The 17735-nt window shown below is 69.2% G+C and carries 15 protein-coding genes; 7 read left to right on the top strand and 8 right to left on the bottom strand.

Annotation, left to right across the window (positions count from 1 at the left end):
• A partial coding sequence (gene gltB / locus PKD06_RS13780) for a glutamate synthase large subunit (RefSeq protein WP_324380988.1) occupies positions 1-3827 on the bottom strand: 3827 nt, incomplete at its 3' end.
• 418 nt (positions 3828-4245) lie between these two features.
• On the opposite strand from gltB, the gene PKD06_RS13775 reads away from it, so the two are divergent.
• Positions 4246-5325, top strand: coding sequence for a low specificity L-threonine aldolase (locus PKD06_RS13775; protein ID WP_324380986.1), 1080 nt, complete (start codon positions 4246-4248; stop codon positions 5323-5325).
• A 91-nt stretch (positions 5326-5416) separates the two neighbouring features.
• A complete protein-coding gene (locus PKD06_RS13770; protein WP_324380983.1) occupies positions 5417-6325 on the top strand; it encodes a hypothetical protein in 909 nt (302 codons plus the stop codon).
• Between the two features lie 80 nt (positions 6326-6405).
• On the opposite strand, the gene PKD06_RS13765 is transcribed toward PKD06_RS13770, so the two are convergent.
• Positions 6406-6870, bottom strand: coding sequence for an Hsp20 family protein (locus PKD06_RS13765; RefSeq protein WP_324380981.1), 465 nt, complete (start codon positions 6868-6870; stop codon positions 6406-6408).
• 152 nt (positions 6871-7022) lie between these two features.
• On the opposite strand from PKD06_RS13765, the gene PKD06_RS13760 reads away from it, so the two are divergent.
• Positions 7023-7952 (top strand): alpha/beta hydrolase, encoded by a 930-nt coding sequence (locus tag PKD06_RS13760; protein ID WP_324380979.1) that lies wholly within the window; start codon positions 7023-7025, stop codon positions 7950-7952.
• Here PKD06_RS13760 and hisN read toward each other — a convergent pair.
• Complete coding sequence (hisN, locus tag PKD06_RS13755; protein ID WP_324380977.1) at positions 7949-8731, bottom strand: histidinol-phosphatase; 783 nt, start codon at positions 8729-8731, stop codon at positions 7949-7951. The two genes, PKD06_RS13760 and hisN, sit on opposite strands and share 4 nt — an antisense overlap.
• 230 nt (positions 8732-8961) lie before the next feature.
• The gene (locus PKD06_RS13750) at positions 8962-9855 is read right to left on the bottom strand and encodes an N-formylglutamate amidohydrolase (protein ID WP_324380975.1); all 894 of its coding nucleotides are present in this window, start codon (positions 9853-9855) and stop codon (positions 8962-8964) included.
• Between the two features lie 159 nt (positions 9856-10014).
• On the opposite strand from PKD06_RS13750, the gene PKD06_RS13745 reads away from it, so the two are divergent.
• Entirely contained in the window at positions 10015-10374 is a 360-nt protein-coding gene (locus PKD06_RS13745) for a cell cycle two-component system response regulator CpdR (RefSeq protein WP_324380973.1), read from the top strand.
• Positions 10375-10522: 148 nt separating this feature from the next.
• The gene (locus tag PKD06_RS13740; protein WP_324380971.1) at positions 10523-11131 is read left to right on the top strand and encodes a glutathione S-transferase; all 609 of its coding nucleotides are present in this window, start codon (positions 10523-10525) and stop codon (positions 11129-11131) included.
• A 22-nt stretch (positions 11132-11153) separates the two neighbouring features.
• On the opposite strand, the gene PKD06_RS13735 is transcribed toward PKD06_RS13740, so the two are convergent.
• The 3 genes from PKD06_RS13735 to PKD06_RS13725 are packed head-to-tail and all read right to left on the bottom strand — an operon-like array spanning position 11154 to position 15161.
• Positions 11154-12782 (bottom strand): long-chain-fatty-acid--CoA ligase, encoded by a 1629-nt coding sequence (locus PKD06_RS13735; protein WP_324380969.1) that lies wholly within the window; start codon positions 12780-12782, stop codon positions 11154-11156.
• 47 nt (positions 12783-12829) lie between these two features.
• On the bottom strand, positions 12830-13726 hold the full coding sequence (locus PKD06_RS13730) for a protein-methionine-sulfoxide reductase heme-binding subunit MsrQ (RefSeq protein WP_324380967.1): 897 nt from the start codon (positions 13724-13726) through the stop codon (positions 12830-12832).
• Positions 13727-13781: 55 nt separating this feature from the next.
• Complete coding sequence (locus tag PKD06_RS13725) at positions 13782-15161, bottom strand: MFS transporter (protein WP_324380965.1); 1380 nt, start codon at positions 15159-15161, stop codon at positions 13782-13784.
• Positions 15162-15415: 254 nt separating this feature from the next.
• Here PKD06_RS13725 and PKD06_RS13720 point away from each other — a divergent pair, with 254 nt between their 5' ends.
• Positions 15416-16189, top strand: coding sequence for an NAD kinase (locus PKD06_RS13720; protein WP_324380963.1), 774 nt, complete (start codon positions 15416-15418; stop codon positions 16187-16189).
• On the opposite strand, the gene PKD06_RS13715 is transcribed toward PKD06_RS13720, so the two are convergent.
• Complete coding sequence (locus tag PKD06_RS13715; protein ID WP_324380961.1) at positions 16186-17388, bottom strand: DUF2336 domain-containing protein; 1203 nt, start codon at positions 17386-17388, stop codon at positions 16186-16188. The two genes, PKD06_RS13720 and PKD06_RS13715, sit on opposite strands and share 4 nt — an antisense overlap.
• Before the next feature lie 96 nt (positions 17389-17484).
• Here PKD06_RS13715 and PKD06_RS13710 point away from each other — a divergent pair.
• The coding region (locus PKD06_RS13710) for a MaoC family dehydratase (protein ID WP_324380959.1) at positions 17485-17735 on the top strand (251 nt) is incomplete at its 3' end.

Below are 17735 nucleotides of genomic sequence, written 5' to 3'. Positions count from 1 at the left end.
CCGCCGTCGATGGCGGCGCGGGCCTGCGCGATCAGCTTGCGGTCGAGCACGTCGTCGATCGGATGGTGCTGGCGCTCGACATGGCGCGTCGCCGTCCCCTCGGGGACCTGCGGGCGATGGAACAGGGCGGCGAAATCGAGCCCGTTCGCCTTCCAGTGCCGGATCGCCGTCTCCCGGTCGAGGAAATCGACGCGCCCGACCAGCTCGTCGATGCGGCGCACGCCCATCTGCGCCATCAGCTCGCGCAGCTCCTCGGCCAGGAAGAAGAAGTAGTTGACGACGTGCTCGGGCTGGCCCTTGAAGCGCTTCCTCAGCACCGGGTCCTGGGTCGCGACGCCGACCGGGCAGGTGTTGAGATGGCACTTGCGCATCATGATGCAGCCGGCCGCGATGAGCGGCGCGGTCGAGACGCCGATCTCGTCCGCCCCGAGCAGGAAGGCGACGAGCGCGTCGCGCCCGGTGCGGATGCCGCCGTCGGCCTGGAGCGCCACGCGGCCGCGCAGCTTGTTCAGGACGAGCGTCTGATGGGTCTCGGCGAGGCCGAGTTCCCAGGGCGAGCCCGCATGCTTGATGGAGGTGAGGGGCGCCGCGCCCGTGCCGCCCTCGTAGCCGGACACCGTGATATGGTCGGCCCGCGCCTTGGCGACGCCGGCCGCGACCGTGCCGACGCCGATCTCGGAGACGAGCTTGACCGAGACATCCGCGGCCGGGTTCACGTTCTTCAGGTCGAAGATGAGCTGGGCCAGATCCTCGATCGAATAGATGTCGTGATGCGGCGGCGGCGAGATCAGGCCGACGCCCGGCGTCGAGTGCCGGACCTTGGCAATCTTGGCATCGACCTTGTGGCCGGGAAGCTGGCCGCCCTCGCCGGGCTTGGCCCCCTGCGCCACCTTGATCTGCATCATGTCCGCATTGACGAGATATTCGGTCGTGACGCCGAAGCGTCCCGAGGCGACCTGCTTGATCGCCGAGCGCTTCGAGCGCCCGTCCGGCAGCGGCCGATAGCGCTCGGACAGCTCGCCCCCCTCGCCGGTATTCGACTTGCCGCCGATCGCGTTCATGGCGATCGCGAGCGTCTCGTGCGCCTCGCGCGAGATCGAGCCGTAGGACATCGCGCCCGTCGAGAAGCGCTTGACGATCTCGGCGGCGGTCTCGACCTCTTCGAGCGGCACGGGGCTCGCGCCCATCTCCTCGGCGCTCCTGATGCGGAAGAGGCCGCGGAGCGTCTTCAGCCGCTCGCCCTGCTCGTTCACGAGCCGGGCGAATTCCTGGTAGCGCTCCTTCGCGTTGAGACGCACCGCGTGCTGGAGCGCGGCCACGCTGTCCGGCGTCCAGACATGGTCCTCGCCGCGCAGGCGATAGGCATATTCGCCGCCGACATCGAGCGCGCTCCGATAGATCGGCGCGTCGCCGAAGGCGTCCCGGTGCCGGCACGCCGTTTCCTCGGCGATCTCGGCCAGGCCGACGCCCTCGATCTTCGTCGCGGTGCCGAAGAAATACTTCGCCACGAAATCGGACTTGAGGCCCACCGCGTCGAAGATCTGCGCGCCGCAATAGGACTGGTAGGTCGAGATGCCCATCTTGGACATGACCTTGAGCAGCGCCTTGTCGATCGACTTGATGTAGCGATAGACGATCTCGTGCTCCTCGACCTCCGGCGGCATCTCGTCCTTCATGGCGAGCAGCGTCTCGAACGCGAGATAGGGATTGATCGCCTCCGCGCCGTAGCCGGCGAGACAGGCGAAATGATGCACCTCGCGCGCCTCGCCCGTCTCCAGCACGAGGCCGACCGAGGTGCGCAAGCCCCGCCGGATCAGGTGATGATGCACCGCCGCCGTCGCCAGCAGCGCCGGAATCGGGATGCGGTCCGGCCCCACCGCCCGGTCGGAAAGCACGATGATGTTGTAGCCGCCATGCAAGGCCGCCTCGGCGCGGTCGCACAGGCGCGCGAGCGCCCCTTCGAGCCCGGCCGCGCCGGCCTCGCTCGGATAGGTGATATCGAGGGTCTTGGTGTCGAAGCGGTCCTCGTAATGACCGATGGAGCGGATCTTCTCCAGGTCCTCGTTGGTGAGGATGGGCTGGCGCACCTCGAGGCGCTTGCGCCGGCTGGTCCCTTCGAGGTCCAGAATGTTCGGCCGCGGCCCGATGAAGGAGACGAGGCTCATCACGAGTTCCTCGCGGATCGGGTCGATCGGCGGGTTCGTAACCTGGGCGAAATTCTGCTTGAAATAGGTATAGAGCAGCTTCGACTTCGAGGAGAGGGCCGAGATCGGGGTATCCGTCCCCATCGAGCCGACCGCCTCCTGGCCGGTCACCGCCATGGGCTGCATGAGCAGCTTCAGGTCCTCCTGGGTGTAGCCGAAAGCCTGCTGGCGATCGAGCAGGGAGACGTCGCCGCGCGGCTCGCGCGGCTGCACCTTGCGCAGGTCCTCCAGCACCATCTGCGTGCGCTTCAGCCAGTCCTTGTAGGGATGGGCGGTGGCGAGCTGGCGCTTGATCTCCTCGTCCTCGACGATCCGCCCCTCTTCGAGATCGATCAGCAGCATGCGCCCCGGCTGGAGGCGCCACTTCTGGACGATCGTCTCCTCGGGGATCGGCAGCACGCCGGCCTCGGAAGCGAGCACGACGAGCCCGTCCTCGGTCACGAGGAAGCGCGCGGGGCGCAGGCCGTTGCGGTCGAGAGTGGCGCCGATCTGTCGCCCGTCGGTGAAGACGATCGCGGCCGGCCCGTCCCAGGGCTCCATGAGGGCGGCGTGGTATTCGTAGAAGGCGCGCCGGTCCTCGTCCATGAGCGGATTGCCCGCCCACGCCTCGGGCACGAGCATCATCATGGCATGAGGCAGCGAATAGCCGCCGCGGATCAGGAATTCGAGCGCGTTGTCGAAGCAGGCGGTGTCCGACTGGCCCTCGTAGGAGATCGGCCACAGCTTCGAGATGTCGTTGCCGAACAGATCCGAATCGACCGAAGCCTGTCGGGCCGCCATCCAGTTCACGTTGCCGCGCAGCGTGTTGATCTCGCCGTTATGGGCGACGAAGCGATAGGGATGCGCAAGCCGCCAGGATGGAAAGGTGTTGGTGGCGAAGCGCTGGTGGACGAGCGCGATGGCACTCTCGAAGCGCGGATCCTCGAGGTCGCGGTAATAGCGGCCCAGCTCGTGGACGAGCACCATGCCCTTGTAGACGACGGTCCGCGACGACAGGCTGACGGGGTAGAACTTCGACAGATCCGTGTCGCGCCGCTCGTAGACGGCATTCGAGATCACCTTGCGGACGATGAAGAGCCGGCGCTCGAAGGCTTCGGCATCCTGGATGGGCTTCGCCGAGCCGATGAAGACCTGGCGCTGCCCCGGCTCGGTCGCGGCGACCGAGGGGCTGAGGTCTTCGGAGCGGACCGGCACCTCGCGCCAGCCGAGGAGGACGAGCCCCTCGTCGGCCACGACCCGGGTCACGATCTCCTTGACCTCGCGGCGCGCCTCCTCCTCGCGCGGCATGAAGAAATGGCCGATGCCGTACTGGCCGGGCTCGGGCAGCGTGATGCCCAGCGCGGCGCATTCCTCCGCGAAGAAGCGGTGCGGGATCTGGACCAGGATGCCGCAGCCGTCGCCCATCGTCGGATCGCCGCCCACGGCGCCGCGATGATCGAGATTGGCCAGGATCTGGAGGCCCTGCTCGACGATGCGATGGCTCTTGCGGTTCTTCATGTCGGCGATCATGCCGACGCCGCAGGAATCGCGCTCCTGCGCCGGATCGTAGAGACCCTGGGCGCCCGGCAGCGCCGGATCGTCGCCTCGCAGCGCGGCCGCCGGCAATCCGCGGCCAAGTCCCATGCCCCTTCCGATGCCCGTGCTCTCGCCCATCATATTCCCCGCCATTTCCGTCCTTCGGCAAGGACAGCCTCGACTCGCCCGGATCGATTGTGGGGATCGTCCCGGGCCGTGATCACCTCATCGAGGCGGCCGCGACCCGATCTTCGCGCCCGCCTGTCGCGGGCAGGCGCAGCCTTTCAGCCGCGCGTACCCTCCGTGCCGTTGCGCACGCCTTCCGTGTCCGTTTTCGTCGTCGCCGCAGCGTTCACGACAAGCCTCTCCGACACTCGGAACTCGGGTCAGGTAGGACAGCATCCCTGTCCTAGTTTTGAACCGTGACAGATTTCACGGCCGCGCACAAGCGGATCATCGCCGAAAAATCGTTCCGCCCACGGCGCGTCTTGTGGGACGGCTCGGCCTCGGCCATCAGGCTCTTCCCATGACCACCGGCCTCTCCCTGAACTTCGCCAGCGACAACGTGGAGGGTGCGAGCCCTGGCGTGATGGAGGCGCTCCTGCGGGCCAATGCGGGCCCCGCGCCGGCCTACGGCACCGATGCCTGGACGAAGCGGGTGGAGGCGCGATTCGCCGAGCTGTTCGAACACGAGGTGGCGGTGTTCCCTGTCGCCACCGGGACCGCCGCCAACGCTCTCGCCCTTGCCGCGGCCGTGTCTCCCTGGGGGTCTTGCCTCTGCCATGTCGAATCCCATGTCGCCGACGACGAATGCGGGGCGCCGGAATTCTTCAGCCACGGCGCCAAGCTGATCGGTCTCGCCGGAACCGGATGCAAGCTCGATGCCGCAGAGGTCGAGAGGGTGCTCGACCGCCTGCCCGACCACGTCAAGCAGATGCCGGCCCAGGCGGTCTCCCTCTCGCAGGCGACCGAATGCGGCCTCGTCTACGGCCAGGACGAGATTGCCGCGATCGGAGCGCTGTGCCGCTCGCGCGGGCTCGCCCTGCACATGGACGGGGCACGTTTCGCCAACGCCCTCGTGCGGCTCGGCGCGAGCCCGGCCGAGATGACCTGGAAAGCGGGAATCGACATCCTCTCCTTCGGCGCCACCAAGAACGGCTGCCTCGCGGCCGAGGCCGTGATCGTGTTCTCCCCGCGCCTCGCCGAAAGCCTCGCCTACCGGCGCAAGCGCGGCGGCCACACCTTCTCGAAGTCGCGGTTCCTGGCGGCCCAGCTCGAAGGCTATCTCGACGCCGATGCGTGGCTCGCCCATGCGCGCCACGCCAACGCCATGGCAGCGCGGCTCTCGGGCGGCCTCGCCCGCCTTCCCGGCGCGAGGCTCGCCTGGCCGACCGAATCGAATGCCGTCTTCGCGATCCTGCCCCGCGCCATCGACCGCGCCATCGCGGCGGCCGGCGCGCTCTACCATCCCTGGTCGCCCCGCTTCCTGCCGGAAGGGATTCGGGTGGGAGAGGACGAAACGCTCGTCCGTTTCGTGACCTCCTTCGCCACCCGGCCGGAAGCGGTCGACCTGCTTCTCGCGACCGCCGCTTCCGAGAAATGGTAAACAAAACGTTAGCGCGACGCCGCGAGACCGCCCCAATCTGCAACGAAGCTGGGAAGGACATCCGCTCGGAGGCTCGCCTCACGGCCGCACCATGACCGCTCGATCCGCCCTGACTTCCTCGATGTTCCTGCTCCTGGCAGGCGCATTCTCCGCCTCCCCGGCCTCGGCCCAGTATTATGTCGAGCTGGGCTACGGCTTTGGCTACAGCCTGCCCGCGAGCCCCTATTTCTACAACGAGCCGCCGCCGCCCGGATATGACCGGCCCCGCGGCCGGCATCCGGCCGCCCGCGCACCGCGCCCGCTCCCGGCCGGCGCGATCGTCGACCGGCTGGAGGAGATGGGCTTCGAGGATGTCGGCCGGCCCCGCTTCACGGGCACGCTCTACATCGTCCAGGCGACGGGGCCCGGCGGCATGCGCCAGCAGATCGTCGTCGACGCCATCCGCGGCATCATCCTGAACCGCACCGCCGTCGCGGGTCCGCCCGCCCCCTATGGCGAGGAGCCCGCCCCGCGCCCGCGCCGCTATGGCGGCCGCCCGCTCGATGCCGACGAGCTTTATCCCGAGCCCGGCGCAACCCCGCATCCCGCACCCCGCCCGCGCAGGGGTGCGGCTGCTTCAGGACCGGCGCGAGGCGAGGCCCTGCCCTCCCCCGCCGATCCGCGCCTCGCCGATCCCCACCCCTTCGAGGGACGCGCGGGAAGCCGCCAGGCCCGCACCGAGAGCCGGGGCGACCTCGGGACGGGCGGGCCCGGCGCGCCGCCTTTCGGCATCGACCCCGGCGGCGCGTCCAGGCCGAAGCGGAGCACGAAGGACGGAGACGGACGCAAGGCGGCGCAGCCGCCCCCTCCGCCGAAGAAGCCGGTGGCCGAGGCCCGCCCGGCCGAGCCCAAGACGATTCGCGTGATTCCCGGCGTGACGCCCCTCAATGCGGGCGCGGGCGCCTCGCAACTCGACAACCTTCCCCAGCCCCCGGATCCGCCCCCGCCCACCGGGGAATAGTGGGCCTGCCCATGCGAAAACGCCCCGGCAAGCCGGGGCGTGGATTCTCTCTACAGCGGCCGGAGCCGCCGAATCGCGGGTCAGGCTGCGACCTTCACGCTGCCGTCGATCGTCTTGGGAGCAGCGCCGCCGATGGCGATCTGCCGAGGCTTCTTGGTCTCGGGGATCTCGCGCACCAGATCGATATGGAGCAGGCCGTTCTCCAGCACCGCGCCGGTCACCTGGACGTAGTCGGCAAGCTGGAAGCGGCGCTCGAAGCTGCGCGCGGCGATGCCCTGGTAGAGAACATCCGCCTTCTTGTCCTGGTCGAGCTTCTTCTCACCCTTCACGGAGAGAGCGTTCTCCCGCGTCTCGATGGCGAGGTCGTCCTGGGTGAAGCCAGCCACCGCGACCGAGATGCGATAGGCGTTCTCGCCCGTGCGCTCGATATTGTAGGGCGGATAGGAGGGGGCGGATTCGACGCCGCCGAGATTGTCGAGCATCGAAAACAAGCGGTCGAAGCCGACGGTGTTGCGATAAACGGGAGCAAGATCGTACTGTCGCATGGCATATCCTCCGTAAAGCGACATGCAGTATGAAGGTCCGCCCGAGGGCCGGACCGTCGTGCCGCCGTCATGGCCGGCACAGGCGTGAATTGGTGAGGAGATCGCGCCTGTTCAAGATCGTCCGCCCCGAAAATGTGATTGCCCGGGCGTCCATGGGGCTGCTCGAAACGCCGTTCAACCCCGCCCCCGCGGGTGCGGAGATCACTCCCCTGCGGGCGGCCGACGGGATCACGCTGCGAAGCGTCTTCTGGCCGCGGCTCGCCTCGGCGCCCCCGGATCGCGGGACCCTGCTCCTGCTCCAGGGGCGGGCGGAATTCGTCGAGAAATATTTCGAGATCGTCGCGGAGCTGCGCAAGCGCGGCTTCGCCGTCCTCGCCTTCGACTGGCGCGGCCAGGGCGCCTCCGACCGCCTGCTGGCGGAGCCTCATGCCGGGCATGTGCGGCTCTTCACCGATTTCCGGCTCGACTACGAGGCGGCGCGGGCGACGATCCCGGCCGGGGAGCGGGTGACGGTCCTCGCCCATTCGATGGGCGCGGCAGTCGCGCTGACGGGCGCGCATGAAGGCTGGCTCGGAGCCGAACGCCTCGCCTGCATCAACCCGATGGTCGGCCTCAGCCTGGTGCGCCCCGTCGCACCCGCCAAGCGCCTCGCGCATCTGCTCGTCCGCGCGGGGCTCGGCGAGCGGATGGTCCCCGGCGGCCGCCGCCCCTCGATCTCCACGCGCCCCTTCCGCCACAACCTGCTCTCGAGCGATCCCGGACGCTACGAGCGCGACGCCGCCCTCGCCCGCGCCCTGGACTGGCAGGCCATCGGATCGCCGACCATCGGCTGGCTCGCCACCGCCTATGACGCGATGGACAACCTCTCGCGCCCGGAGGTCGCCGCCTCGATCCGGCTGCCGGTCCTGATGGTGCTGAGCGGAAGCGACCCGGTCTGCTCCACCCCCGACATGCTGCGCTTCGCCCAGGCCCTCCCGGACGGACGCATCCTCGTCCTGCCCGAGGCGCGCCACGAAATCCTGATGGAGAGCGACGCCATTCTCGAGCGGTTCTGGGAGGCTTTCGACGCCTTTGCGGCCTAACCCGCCAGCAACTCCAGCACCTGCGCATGAAGGCGCCGGTCGCCGCAGGCCACGATCGCGCCTCCGCCCTCGGCGCGCTCGCCCGTCCAGGTGGTCACAATCCCCCCCGCCCCCTCGATGATCGGGATGAGGGCGACGATGTCGTAGGGCTTCAGCCCGGCCTCGACCACGACGTCGATATGGCCCGACGCCAGCATGCAATAAGCGTAGCAATCATAGCCGTAGCGGGTGAGGCGGGCGGCTTCCTCCACGCGCCGGTAGCGTGGCAGGAGATCGCCCGGGATCAGGCTCGGGCTCGTCGTCGAGAGCGTCGCCTCCGCGAGACTCGCGCAGGGGCGCGTTCGAATCGTGCGCGAGCCATGCGGCCCGCGATATCCGGCCCCGCCCCCGTCGCCGAAGAATCGCTCCCCGATGAAAGGCTGGTGCATCATGCCGTAGGCGGCCCGGCCATTGCGCAGGAGGCCGATCAGGGTGCCCCAGAGCGGAAAGCCGGAGACGAAGGACTTCGTGCCGTCGATCGGATCGAGAACCCAGACGAATTCCGCATCCTCGCGCTCGTTGCCGAATTCCTCCCCGACGATGCCGTGCCCGGGAAAGGCTCCGGCGATGAGCCGGCGCAGCGTCACCTCGGCGGCCTTGTCCGCTTCCGTCACCGGGTCGAAGACGCCCCCGCCCGACTTGTCCTCCGCCGCGAGGGTGGTGCGGAAGAACGGCAGGATGCTGCGGCCGGACGCCGCCGCCAGTTCTTCGACGAAGTCGGAAAAATCGATCGGTTTCATGCCTGCCTCGCCATTGCGGCCCCGGATCGAGATCGCCGCCTGTCACCCGCGCCTGTCACCCGATTGCCGCAGTCCCCGGCCGAATGCGCTGCACGCCACGATTGGACCTTGCAGGACTTGCAGCATGCCCTATCTTTATCCATGCAACGTCTTTGGGCGTTGCTGCCCTCCTTGGGCGTTTCCTCCCTAGACTTGGGCCGCCCTGCGGGGCGGCTCTTTTTCTTGGCGGATCATTCGGCCGCCATCGGCCGCGGCTCCTGGCCGATCTCCAGTTCCGCCATCACCTCCGCGAAGATGTCGACGATCTGCGTCGCGATCCTCCCGAAGCTCGGGGACGGCACAAGCGTCTTCTCGTCCATGTAGATCGCACGGTTGATCTCGATCTGGAGCGCATGACGCCGGAACGCCGGCGCGCCGTGATGCTCGGTGATGAAGCCGCCGGCATAGGGCTTGTTGCGCACGACGCCGAAGCCCCGCGCCCGAAAGGCGGCCTCGATGGTCTCGGTGAGGCGCGGCGCGCAGCTCGTGCCGTAGCGGTCGCCGAGCACGATCTCGGCCGTGCCGCCCTCGTCGCGCAGGGGTCCCGTCGAGGGCATGGAATGGCAATCGATCAGGATGGCCTCGCCGAACTGCGCGAAGGTCCGCTCGAGCAGGGCGTCGAGCGCCAGGTGATAGGGCCGGTAGAGCGTCTCGATGCGCCGGAACGCCTCCTCCAGGGGCAGGCGGCGGCGATAGATCTCGTGGCCGTCGGCGACGATCCGGGGAATCGTGCCGAGCCCGCCCGCGACCCGCATCGAGCGCGTATTGGCATGGGCCGGCAGCCGGCCCTCGAACATGCGCGGATCGAGTTCGTAGGGCTCGCGATTGACGTCGAGATAGGCGCGCGGGAAGCGCGCGCTCATCAGCGGCGCGCCGAGCGCGACGACCCCGCCGAAGAGGCGGTCGATATGAGCGTCCTCCGAGCGCCGCAAAGCGGTCGGATCGAGGCTCGAGGCCGCGATGAAGCCGGGAGGATAGATGCAGCCCGAATGCGGCGTGTTGAACACGAAGGGCGTCGCGAGCCGCAGCGGCTCGACGACGTCGAAGGGCGGCTCGAATTCGGGGTCCGGGAGATAGGGGCTCAAGGCAGAATCGTGCGGGAACGCGTCACCATCGCTCCTAGTCTGGCGAGCGGGGACCGCGCTGTCCATGCTCCAAATCGCCCCGAGCTTCCTTTACCGCTCGTTTACCCTGTTCAAGGTTTATGGGAAAGGTTCGGCCTCGACGTCGATTAGGCACACCCGATGAAGATCCTGCTGGCGGAAGACGATAACGACATGCGCCGCTTTCTGGCGAAGGCGCTGCAAAACGCGGGCTACGACGTGTCGTCCTTCGACAACGGCGCCTCCGCCTATAACCGCCTGCGCGAGGAGCCTTTCGAGCTGCTTCTCACGGACATCGTCATGCCCGAGATGGACGGCATCGAGCTGGCCCGCCGGGCGACCGAACTCGACCCGGACATCAAGGTGATGTTCATCACCGGCTTCGCCGCCGTGGCGCTCAATCCCGACCTGAAGGCGCCGCGCGACGCGAAGGTGCTCTCCAAGCCCTTCCACCTGCGCGAATTGGTCAACGAGGTGGAGAAGCTCCTCCAGGCGGCCTGACCCTCCCCTGCTTCTCCCCGTGAAACGGGGAGAAGCAGGGCCGCTCCTCAGAGCGACCGGATGAGCAACCGTGATGACCTGCATCACGGTTTCTCGTTTGCGGCCCTGGCACGCAGCCTGCAATTTCGCGGCGGATACGGAGACCGCGATGCTTCTCGTCGGAATGCTCGACAGCCCCTATGTGCGCCGCGCCGCCGTCACCGGCACGCTGCTCGGCCTCGATTTCGAGCATCGCTCGGTCTCGGTGTTCCGGCACATGGACGCATTCCGCGCCATCAACCCGCTGGTCAAGGCGCCGAGCCTCGTCGCCGACGACGGCACGGTCCTCACCGATTCGACCCTGATCATCCAGCATTTCGAGGACGTCGCCGGCCGCTCGCTCCGCCCCTCGGCCTCCCTTGCCCGCACGCGCGACCTCGCCCTGACGGGCATCGCGATCGTGGCGGCCGACAAGGCGGTGGGCGTGGAATATGAGCGCAAGCGGCCCGAGCCGCAGAGGCATCGGCCCTGGATGGAGCGGATCGTCGTCCAGCTCGAAACCGCTCTGGGCCTCCTCGACGCCGCCGCGGCGGAGGGCCGCCTCGGCGCCGTTCCCGACCTTCGGCCGGCAGGCATCATGGCGGCGGTCGCCTGGGGCTTCTGCCGCTACGTCATCCCTGAATATGTGGACGAGGCCCGATGGCCGGCCCTCGCCGCCCAAGCCGCCGCCTGCGAGCGGCTGGAGGTGTTCCAGCGCTGGCCGATCGATCGGGAGTGAACCGCTTCTGCCCGCTGGCGGGCTACGTCCCCGGCAGGCGGTAATCGGCGAAGCGCCGGCGAAGCTCGGTCTTGAGCAGCTTGCCGGTCGCCGTATGCGGCAGCTCCCCGACGATCACCACGTCGTCCGGCATCCACCATTTGGCGATCTTCGGACGCAGGAAGTCCAGAACCTCCTCCCGCGTCGGCGCCGCGCCCGGCGCGGGTACGACGACGAGGAGGGGCCGCTCGTCCCATTTCGGATGGGCGATCCCGATCACCGCCGCCTCGGCGACGGCGGGATGGCCGACCGCCAGGTTCTCGATGTCGATCGAGGAGATCCATTCGCCGCCCGACTTGATCACGTCCTTTGCCCGGTCGGTGATGCGCATGTAGCCGTGCGGACTGAGCGTCGCGACGTCGCCGGTGTCGAAATAGCCGTCCTCGTCCAGGATCTCCTCGTCCTCGCGCTTGAAATAGCGCCGCACGACGGCCCAGCCGCGCACCTTGAGGCGGCCGAAGGTCTTGCCGTCGCGCGGCAATTCGCGGCCCTCGTCGTCGGTGATCTTCCATTCGACGCCGAAGGGCGCGCAGCCCTGCGTGGCCTTGGTGGCGAGCAATTGCTCGTAGTCGTCGCTCGCCACCTCGGGCTTGATGGAGCAGATCGAGCCGACCGGGCTCATCTCGGTCATGCCCCAGGCATGCAGGACCTGGACGCCGTATTTGCGCTCGAAAGCCTCGATGACGGCGGGCGGGCAGGCCGAGCCGCCGATGGCGACGCGCTCCAGGTCGGGCAGCCGGAGGCCGAACTGCTCCATGTGCTGGAGGAGGGCGAACCAGATGGTCGGCACCGCGGCGGTGAAGGTCACCTTCTGCGTCGTCAGGATATCGTGGACGGAGGCGCCGTCGAGCCTGGGGCCCGGCATCACGAGCGCGCTGCCGATCATCGGCGCGGCGAAGGCGAGCGACCAGCTATTGGCATGGAAGAGCGGCACGACCGGCATGACGACGTCCCGCGCCGACAGGCCGAAGGCGTCGGCCTGCGAGGTCATCAGCGCCTGGAGCAGGTTCGTGCGGTGCGAATAGAGCACGCCCTTGGGCTCGCCGGTGGTGCCGGAGGTGTAGCAGAGGCCCGCGGCCGTCGTCTCCTCGACATCCGCCCAGCGGAAATCCGCATCCGCCTCCGCGATCCACTCCTCGTAGGGAACGGCGTTCCGAAGGCTCGTCGGCGGCATATGCGCCCCGTCCGTCAGCACGACGTAGCGCTCGATCAGGGGCAGCTTGTCGGCCAGCTTCTCCATCAGCGGCACGAAGGTCAGGTCGAGGAAGAGGATGCGGTCCTCGGCATGGTTGGCGATGTAGAGGATCTGCTCGGGGAAGAGGCGCGGATTGATGGTGTGGTAGACGGCGCCGAGCCCGGCAATGCCGTACCACGCCTCGAGGTGGCGGTGATTGTTCCAGGCGAGGGTCGCGACGCGGTCGCCGGGCCGGATCCCGTCGCGCGACAGGCGCTTGGCGACCTTCAGCGCCCGCTCCCTCACCTCGCGGTAATTGGAGCGGTGCAGGGGTCCTTCGGTCAGGCGCGAGATCACCGCCCGCTCGGGATGCTCGGCGGCGGCGTAGTCGATCACCTTGTGGATCAGGAGCTTCCAATCCTGCATCAGCGCGCGCATGCATCGCCTCCGGCAGCCCGCATCGGGACGGGCATCGGCCCGGAGGTTTAGGACAGGCGCTGTCCCGCGCCAATCGGACCTTGGCGGGGGAAGCCGGGGGCAGGCCGGCGACCGGGCAGGGCGTCCAGCACCGCCACCGCGAGCCCGGCGGCCAGGACCGGCCAGCCCGGCCGCAAGCCGAGATCGGGATCGGCGATGCTGGCGAAATATTGCGGCAGGAAATCCCGCAGCGGCTGGTGGAAGGCGAGCGCAAGGCCGATCCCCTCGCCGAGGAAGACGAGCGCGGAGGCCGCGATCGCGAGGAGGGCGAGCCGCAGAGGCGTCAATCCCGCCTCGCCCGAGCGCGCTGCGAGCAGGCGATAGGCCATGAGCCAGAGGAAGAGCCCGGCATAGAGGGTCGGGACGACGATATCCGCCTTCGTCTGCTGGAAGAAATGGACGAGCGCGAGCAGCGCGATGACATAGGTCGCTTGGTGCAGGCGGCGCCAGCGAAGCCCGCCGAGCCGCTTCACCATGGCGTCGTTCGAGGTGGCCGCAAGAACTGCGAGCCCGAGCAGGGCGAGGAAGCCGATCGTCAGGTAGAGGCGCGAGACGATCTCGGTCGCCGCCTTCACGAGGTCGAGCTTCAGGTCTACGACGAAGAGCGCGACGTGAAGAGCCGCATAGGCGAAGCTCGCGACGCCGATCATGCGGCGGACATCGAAGAGCTGGGAGAAGCGGCCGGAGCGACGCAAAGGCGTCACGGCGAGCGACGCCAGGAGGAAGACGAGCGCCCACCAGCCGGTGCGGTGGATCGCCGCGTTCAGCGGCCGCCCGCCGAGCGCACCGCGCACCGCGTCGAGCCCGAGCAGCAGGACGGGGGCGGCCAGCACGGCAAGGGTCGCGATTCGCAAGGGAGACGGCCGCCCCTTCCGGTCGCGCCACAAGAGCAGGATCTCAGGCATCGCCTCGGCTCATTCCCTCGAGCAGGATCCCGAAAGCCGGTTCCCGCCTCCGGGATCATGCACTCGGCGCGCCGGGCCGCGGTGCGCCGAAGCGCATGGCGCTCGCGGCAGCTCCCGCGAGGGCTACTCCGGCCGCGACCGTGAGCGCGAGCTTTTCCCCTCCCCCCTCCGGGCGCAGCGCGAAGAGGATCGCCACCATCGTCGCGCCCGCCGTCTGGCCCGTGAGGCGCGCGGTCGCGAGCATGCCGCCCGCCGCGCCCGAGCGGCTCGGCGGGGCCGCCATGATCATCGTCCGGTTGTTGGGCGACTGGAACAGCCCGAAGCCGAGGCCGCACAAGGCCATCCGCCAGGCGACGTTCCAGAAGGAGGCATCGGCGGGCAGAAGGGCGAGCGCCCCGAGCCCCACGGAGAAGACGAGAAGACCGACGCAGCCCATCAGGGCCGCCGAGACCCGGTCGGCCATGGCGCCGGCGAAGGGCCCGAGCAGCCCCACCATGATCGGCCAGGGCGTGAGCAGGAGGCCGATCTGGGCGGGGCTGCGATGCATGACGTGGTCGAACAGGAACGGCAGCGAGACCAGCGCCAGCATCTGCGCGCAGAAGGAGCAGATCGAGGTCGCGACCGACAGGCCGAAGATCGGAATCCGCAGGAGGTCGGTCGGCAGGATGGGATTGGCCTCTCCCCGGCCCTTCAGCGCGAGCACGACGAAGGAGGTGAGGCCGCCGGCCATCAGCAGCGAGCCGACCACGGGCTGTCCCATGCGGGTGAGGAGGTCCACGCCGCCGATCAGGAGGCCGAAGGCCACCGCGTTCAGGAAGGCGCCCACGAAATCGAAGCGGCGGCGGACGCGCGGGATGCGCGGCAGGGCGGAGGCGGCCAGCGCCATGGCGAGCAGGCCGATCGGGATATTGACGGCGAACAGCCACGGCCAGCTCGCCACCGACAGGATCGCCGCCGCGAGCGACGGGGCGGAGGCGGAGGCGAGCGACACCACCATCGCGTTGAGCCCCATGCCGCGCCCGAGCATGCGCTGGGGATAGGTGAAGCGCACGAGGGCGGCGTTGATGGACATGACGCCCGCAGCGCCGAAGCCCTGCACGATGCGGGCGGCGGTCAGCTCGACGAGCGTGCCGGACAGGGCGCAGGCGAGCGAGGCCAGGGTGAAGAGGGCGAGCCCGACGAGATAGACCCGGTGATAGCCGAAGATCTCCCCGAGCGAGGCCATCGGCAGGAGGGAGACCACGATCACGATCTGGTAGGCGTTGACGATCCAGATCGCCTCGTGCGGCTCGATGCGGAACTCCCGCGCGATCGTGGGAAGCGCGACGTTCACGACCGCGGAATCGAGCACCGCGAGCGTGATGGCAAGCCAGATCGCGACGATCGACCAGTAGCGCCTGGGAACGGGCAGGCCGTCGCTCGGGGTCTCGCTCAACGGACCGTCTCCCATCGGCTGCCGCCAGCATGATATCCGGCGATCGGCCGCGGGGTTTTTCTCTTGTTCCAGGAATAATCAAGCCCTTCGGGGCCGCCTTCGGCCCGCCTACGGTCCCGCGCAGAGGCCTCGCCCCTTGCGCCACAGGCTTTTCGCAGGGGAGGGTTGCGGGTGAGGCCGGAGCTTGCTTCCCCCACGCCCCGACGCTCGTGTAGAGCCGTACGGCCCGGATCTCAGCCGGGCGGGAGTCCCCGATGGCGCGACGTTTCGCGACCGTGGCCTTCGTCTCGAGCCGCACGCCGGAGGCCGAGGCCGCGGCGGAGATGCTGAAGGCCGAATATGCCCACGTTCCGCCCCGGGAGGCGGATGTCGTCGTCGCGCTCGGCGGCGACGGGCTGATGCTGGCGACGCTGCACGAGTTCCTCGGCACCGGAAAGCCGATCTACGGGATGCACAAGGGCACGGTCGGCTTCCTGATGAACGAATTCCGGGCGGAGGGGTTGCTCGAGCGGCTGGAGGCGGCCCAGCGCAGCGTCGCCCATCCGCTGCTCATGGAGGCCGAGGACACCGCCGGCCGGCAGCATCGCGCCTATGCCATCAACGAGGTGCACATGCTGCGGCAGACGCACCAGACCGCGAAGCTCATCATCGAGGTCGACGGCAAGATCCGCCTCGCGGAGCTGATCTCGGACGGCATCCTGCTCGCCACGCCCGCCGGCTCGACTGCCTACAACCTCTCGGTCGGCGGCCCGATCCTGCCGCTCGGCTCCTCGCTCCTGGCCCTGACGCCGATCTCGGCCTTCCGGCCCCGGCGCTGGCGCGGCGCGCTCCTGCCCGACCGGGCGAGGATCGCCGTCACCGTCAACGAGCCCGAGAGGAGGCCGGTCAGCGCCGTCGCCGACCATTTCGAGTTCCGCCGGGTCCGCCACGTCGCGGCCTCGATGGACCATTCCGTCGACCTCGTGATGCTGCACGACCCGGACCACAGCCTCGACGAGCGCATCCTGCGCGAGCAATTCGGGGTCTAGGCGGCTTCGCGCCCCGGCTCCTCGACGAAGGCGGCCGGCGCATATTCCAGGACGAGCGCGAGCGCCGCCCGATCGGCGAGGTTGGAAGCGACGCGGCGGGCCTCCTCGCGCGCGGCCTCGGCCTCGAAGCGGCGCAGGAGCGCGACCAGCTTGCCCGCTTCCTCCGCCGGCAGCGCCTCGCAGAAGGCGAGCGTGCGCTCGACCATGCGCCGCGAGAGGGAGGCGTCCGACCGGCCCTTGGCGCGCAGCTCGCGATGGGCTGCGAGAGCGGCCTCGAAGGCTGGCCGCAGCGTCTGCGGCATTCCCGCGCGTGCATAGAGCGAGCGGAAGGCGCTGCCACGCTCGTCCTTGAGGATCGCGACGACGCGGCCCGGCGCGAGGCCGGACAATTCCGCGAAGGCGGCCTCGGCGAAGCCGATGCTGCGCGAGAGGATCGCGCGCAGCATGAGGGCCGGCGTGAGCTGCCCCGACCGGCGCAGATGGCCGACGAGCCGGGACGCGTCCTCGCCCTCCGCCTCGCCGGAGAGAGCCACGGTCGCGCGCTCGCGCGCCTCGCGCGTCACCCGGCCCGACCGTTCCGGGCTGAGCCAGCCGCAATCGGTGACGAAGCGGCCGAGCGACTCGGCGAGCGCCGCGGCGATGGCCTGGGCGATGTCGACCGGCAGGTCCGGCCGCGCCAGGAGAGCTTCGCGAAGCGCGCCCTCGCCTCCATGCCGCTCGATCATCCGCGAGAGGCTGAAGGCGGGGATGTCGGCCTCGCGGTTGGAGGCGAGCGCGACGAGGGCGGCCGGCCCGCCGATCTCCGCAACCGCCGCGGACACGGCCCGCGACAATCCCGGCCGGCCCGCGATCGCGCATTGGACGCGCTCCTCGCCGAGAGCGGCGGCATCGACCAGGTCGCAATCGGCCAGGAGGGGAGAGCGCCCGAGCACGATGGCCGCGATCTCGGCGGCATCGTTGGCGAGGGCCACGATCAGGTGGCGCGGGGCCGCGGTCGAGGAGGCCAGGGCCTCGGCCATGGCGCGCCGGACCAGCGTCGAGGAATCGTCCAGCATCGCCGTGAGGGCCGTCCTCGCCTCCTCCCGGTCCTCGGGCGAGAGATCCGAATAGAGAAAGGCGTTGGCGAGCGCCGCCGTGGCCTCGGCGCGGTGGCCCGGGGGGGCCGAGCGGGCCCAGAGCAGAAAGCGGCTGACGATCATGGATGGACGCCCGGGAAGAGAGGCTTCACCCTGTCAAATCATGGTAAATGAACTCGAAACGGGACCCTCCGCGAGATCCGGGGAAAGAACGACCGCATGACCATATCCGAAGCCCAACGTCATCCGCGCGGCGGCCTGTATCTCGAGGATTTCGAGGTCGGGCAGGTCTTCCGCCATCGCCTCACCCGCACGGTGACGCAGATGGACAACATGCTGTTCTCCAACATGACCCTGAACCCGCAGCCGCTGCATATCGACGCCCATTTCTGCGAGCGGGAGACGGAATGGGGAAAGCCGCTGATGAACTCGCTCTTCACGCTCGGGCTGATGATCGGCATCTCCGTCAA

The organism is Enterovirga sp. (assembly GCF_035325185.1).
In the GTDB taxonomy this organism is placed as follows: Bacteria; Pseudomonadota; Alphaproteobacteria; order Rhizobiales; family Beijerinckiaceae; genus Enterovirga.
Note: the sequence above shows the minus strand (reverse complement) of the source record. Positions and strands in the feature narration are given on the sequence as shown.

What these genes read in the sequence shown, in the direction of transcription:
- PKD06_RS13775 (WP_324380986.1), top strand. Translation starts at nt 4,246, where the DNA reads ATGACCACCGGCCTCTCCCTGAACTTCGCCAGCGACAACGTGGAGGGT.
- PKD06_RS13770 (WP_324380983.1), top strand. Translation starts at nt 5,417, where the DNA reads ATGACCGCTCGATCCGCCCTGACTTCCTCGATGTTCCTGCTCCTGGCA.
- PKD06_RS13765 (WP_324380981.1), bottom strand. Translation starts at nt 6,870, where the DNA reads ATGCGACAGTACGATCTTGCTCCCGTTTATCGCAACACCGTCGGCTTC.
- PKD06_RS13760 (WP_324380979.1), top strand. Translation starts at nt 7,023, where the DNA reads ATGGGGCTGCTCGAAACGCCGTTCAACCCCGCCCCCGCGGGTGCGGAG.
- hisN (WP_324380977.1), bottom strand. Translation starts at nt 8,731, where the DNA reads ATGAAACCGATCGATTTTTCCGACTTCGTCGAAGAACTGGCGGCGGCG.
- PKD06_RS13745 (WP_324380973.1), top strand. Translation starts at nt 10,015, where the DNA reads ATGAAGATCCTGCTGGCGGAAGACGATAACGACATGCGCCGCTTTCTG.
- PKD06_RS13740 (WP_324380971.1), top strand. Translation starts at nt 10,523, where the DNA reads ATGCTTCTCGTCGGAATGCTCGACAGCCCCTATGTGCGCCGCGCCGCC.
- PKD06_RS13735 (WP_324380969.1), bottom strand. Translation starts at nt 12,782, where the DNA reads ATGCGCGCGCTGATGCAGGATTGGAAGCTCCTGATCCACAAGGTGATC.
- PKD06_RS13730 (WP_324380967.1), bottom strand. Translation starts at nt 13,726, where the DNA reads ATGCCTGAGATCCTGCTCTTGTGGCGCGACCGGAAGGGGCGGCCGTCT.
- PKD06_RS13720 (WP_324380963.1), top strand. Translation starts at nt 15,416, where the DNA reads ATGGCGCGACGTTTCGCGACCGTGGCCTTCGTCTCGAGCCGCACGCCG.
- PKD06_RS13715 (WP_324380961.1), bottom strand. Translation starts at nt 17,388, where the DNA reads ATGATCGTCAGCCGCTTTCTGCTCTGGGCCCGCTCGGCCCCCCCGGGC.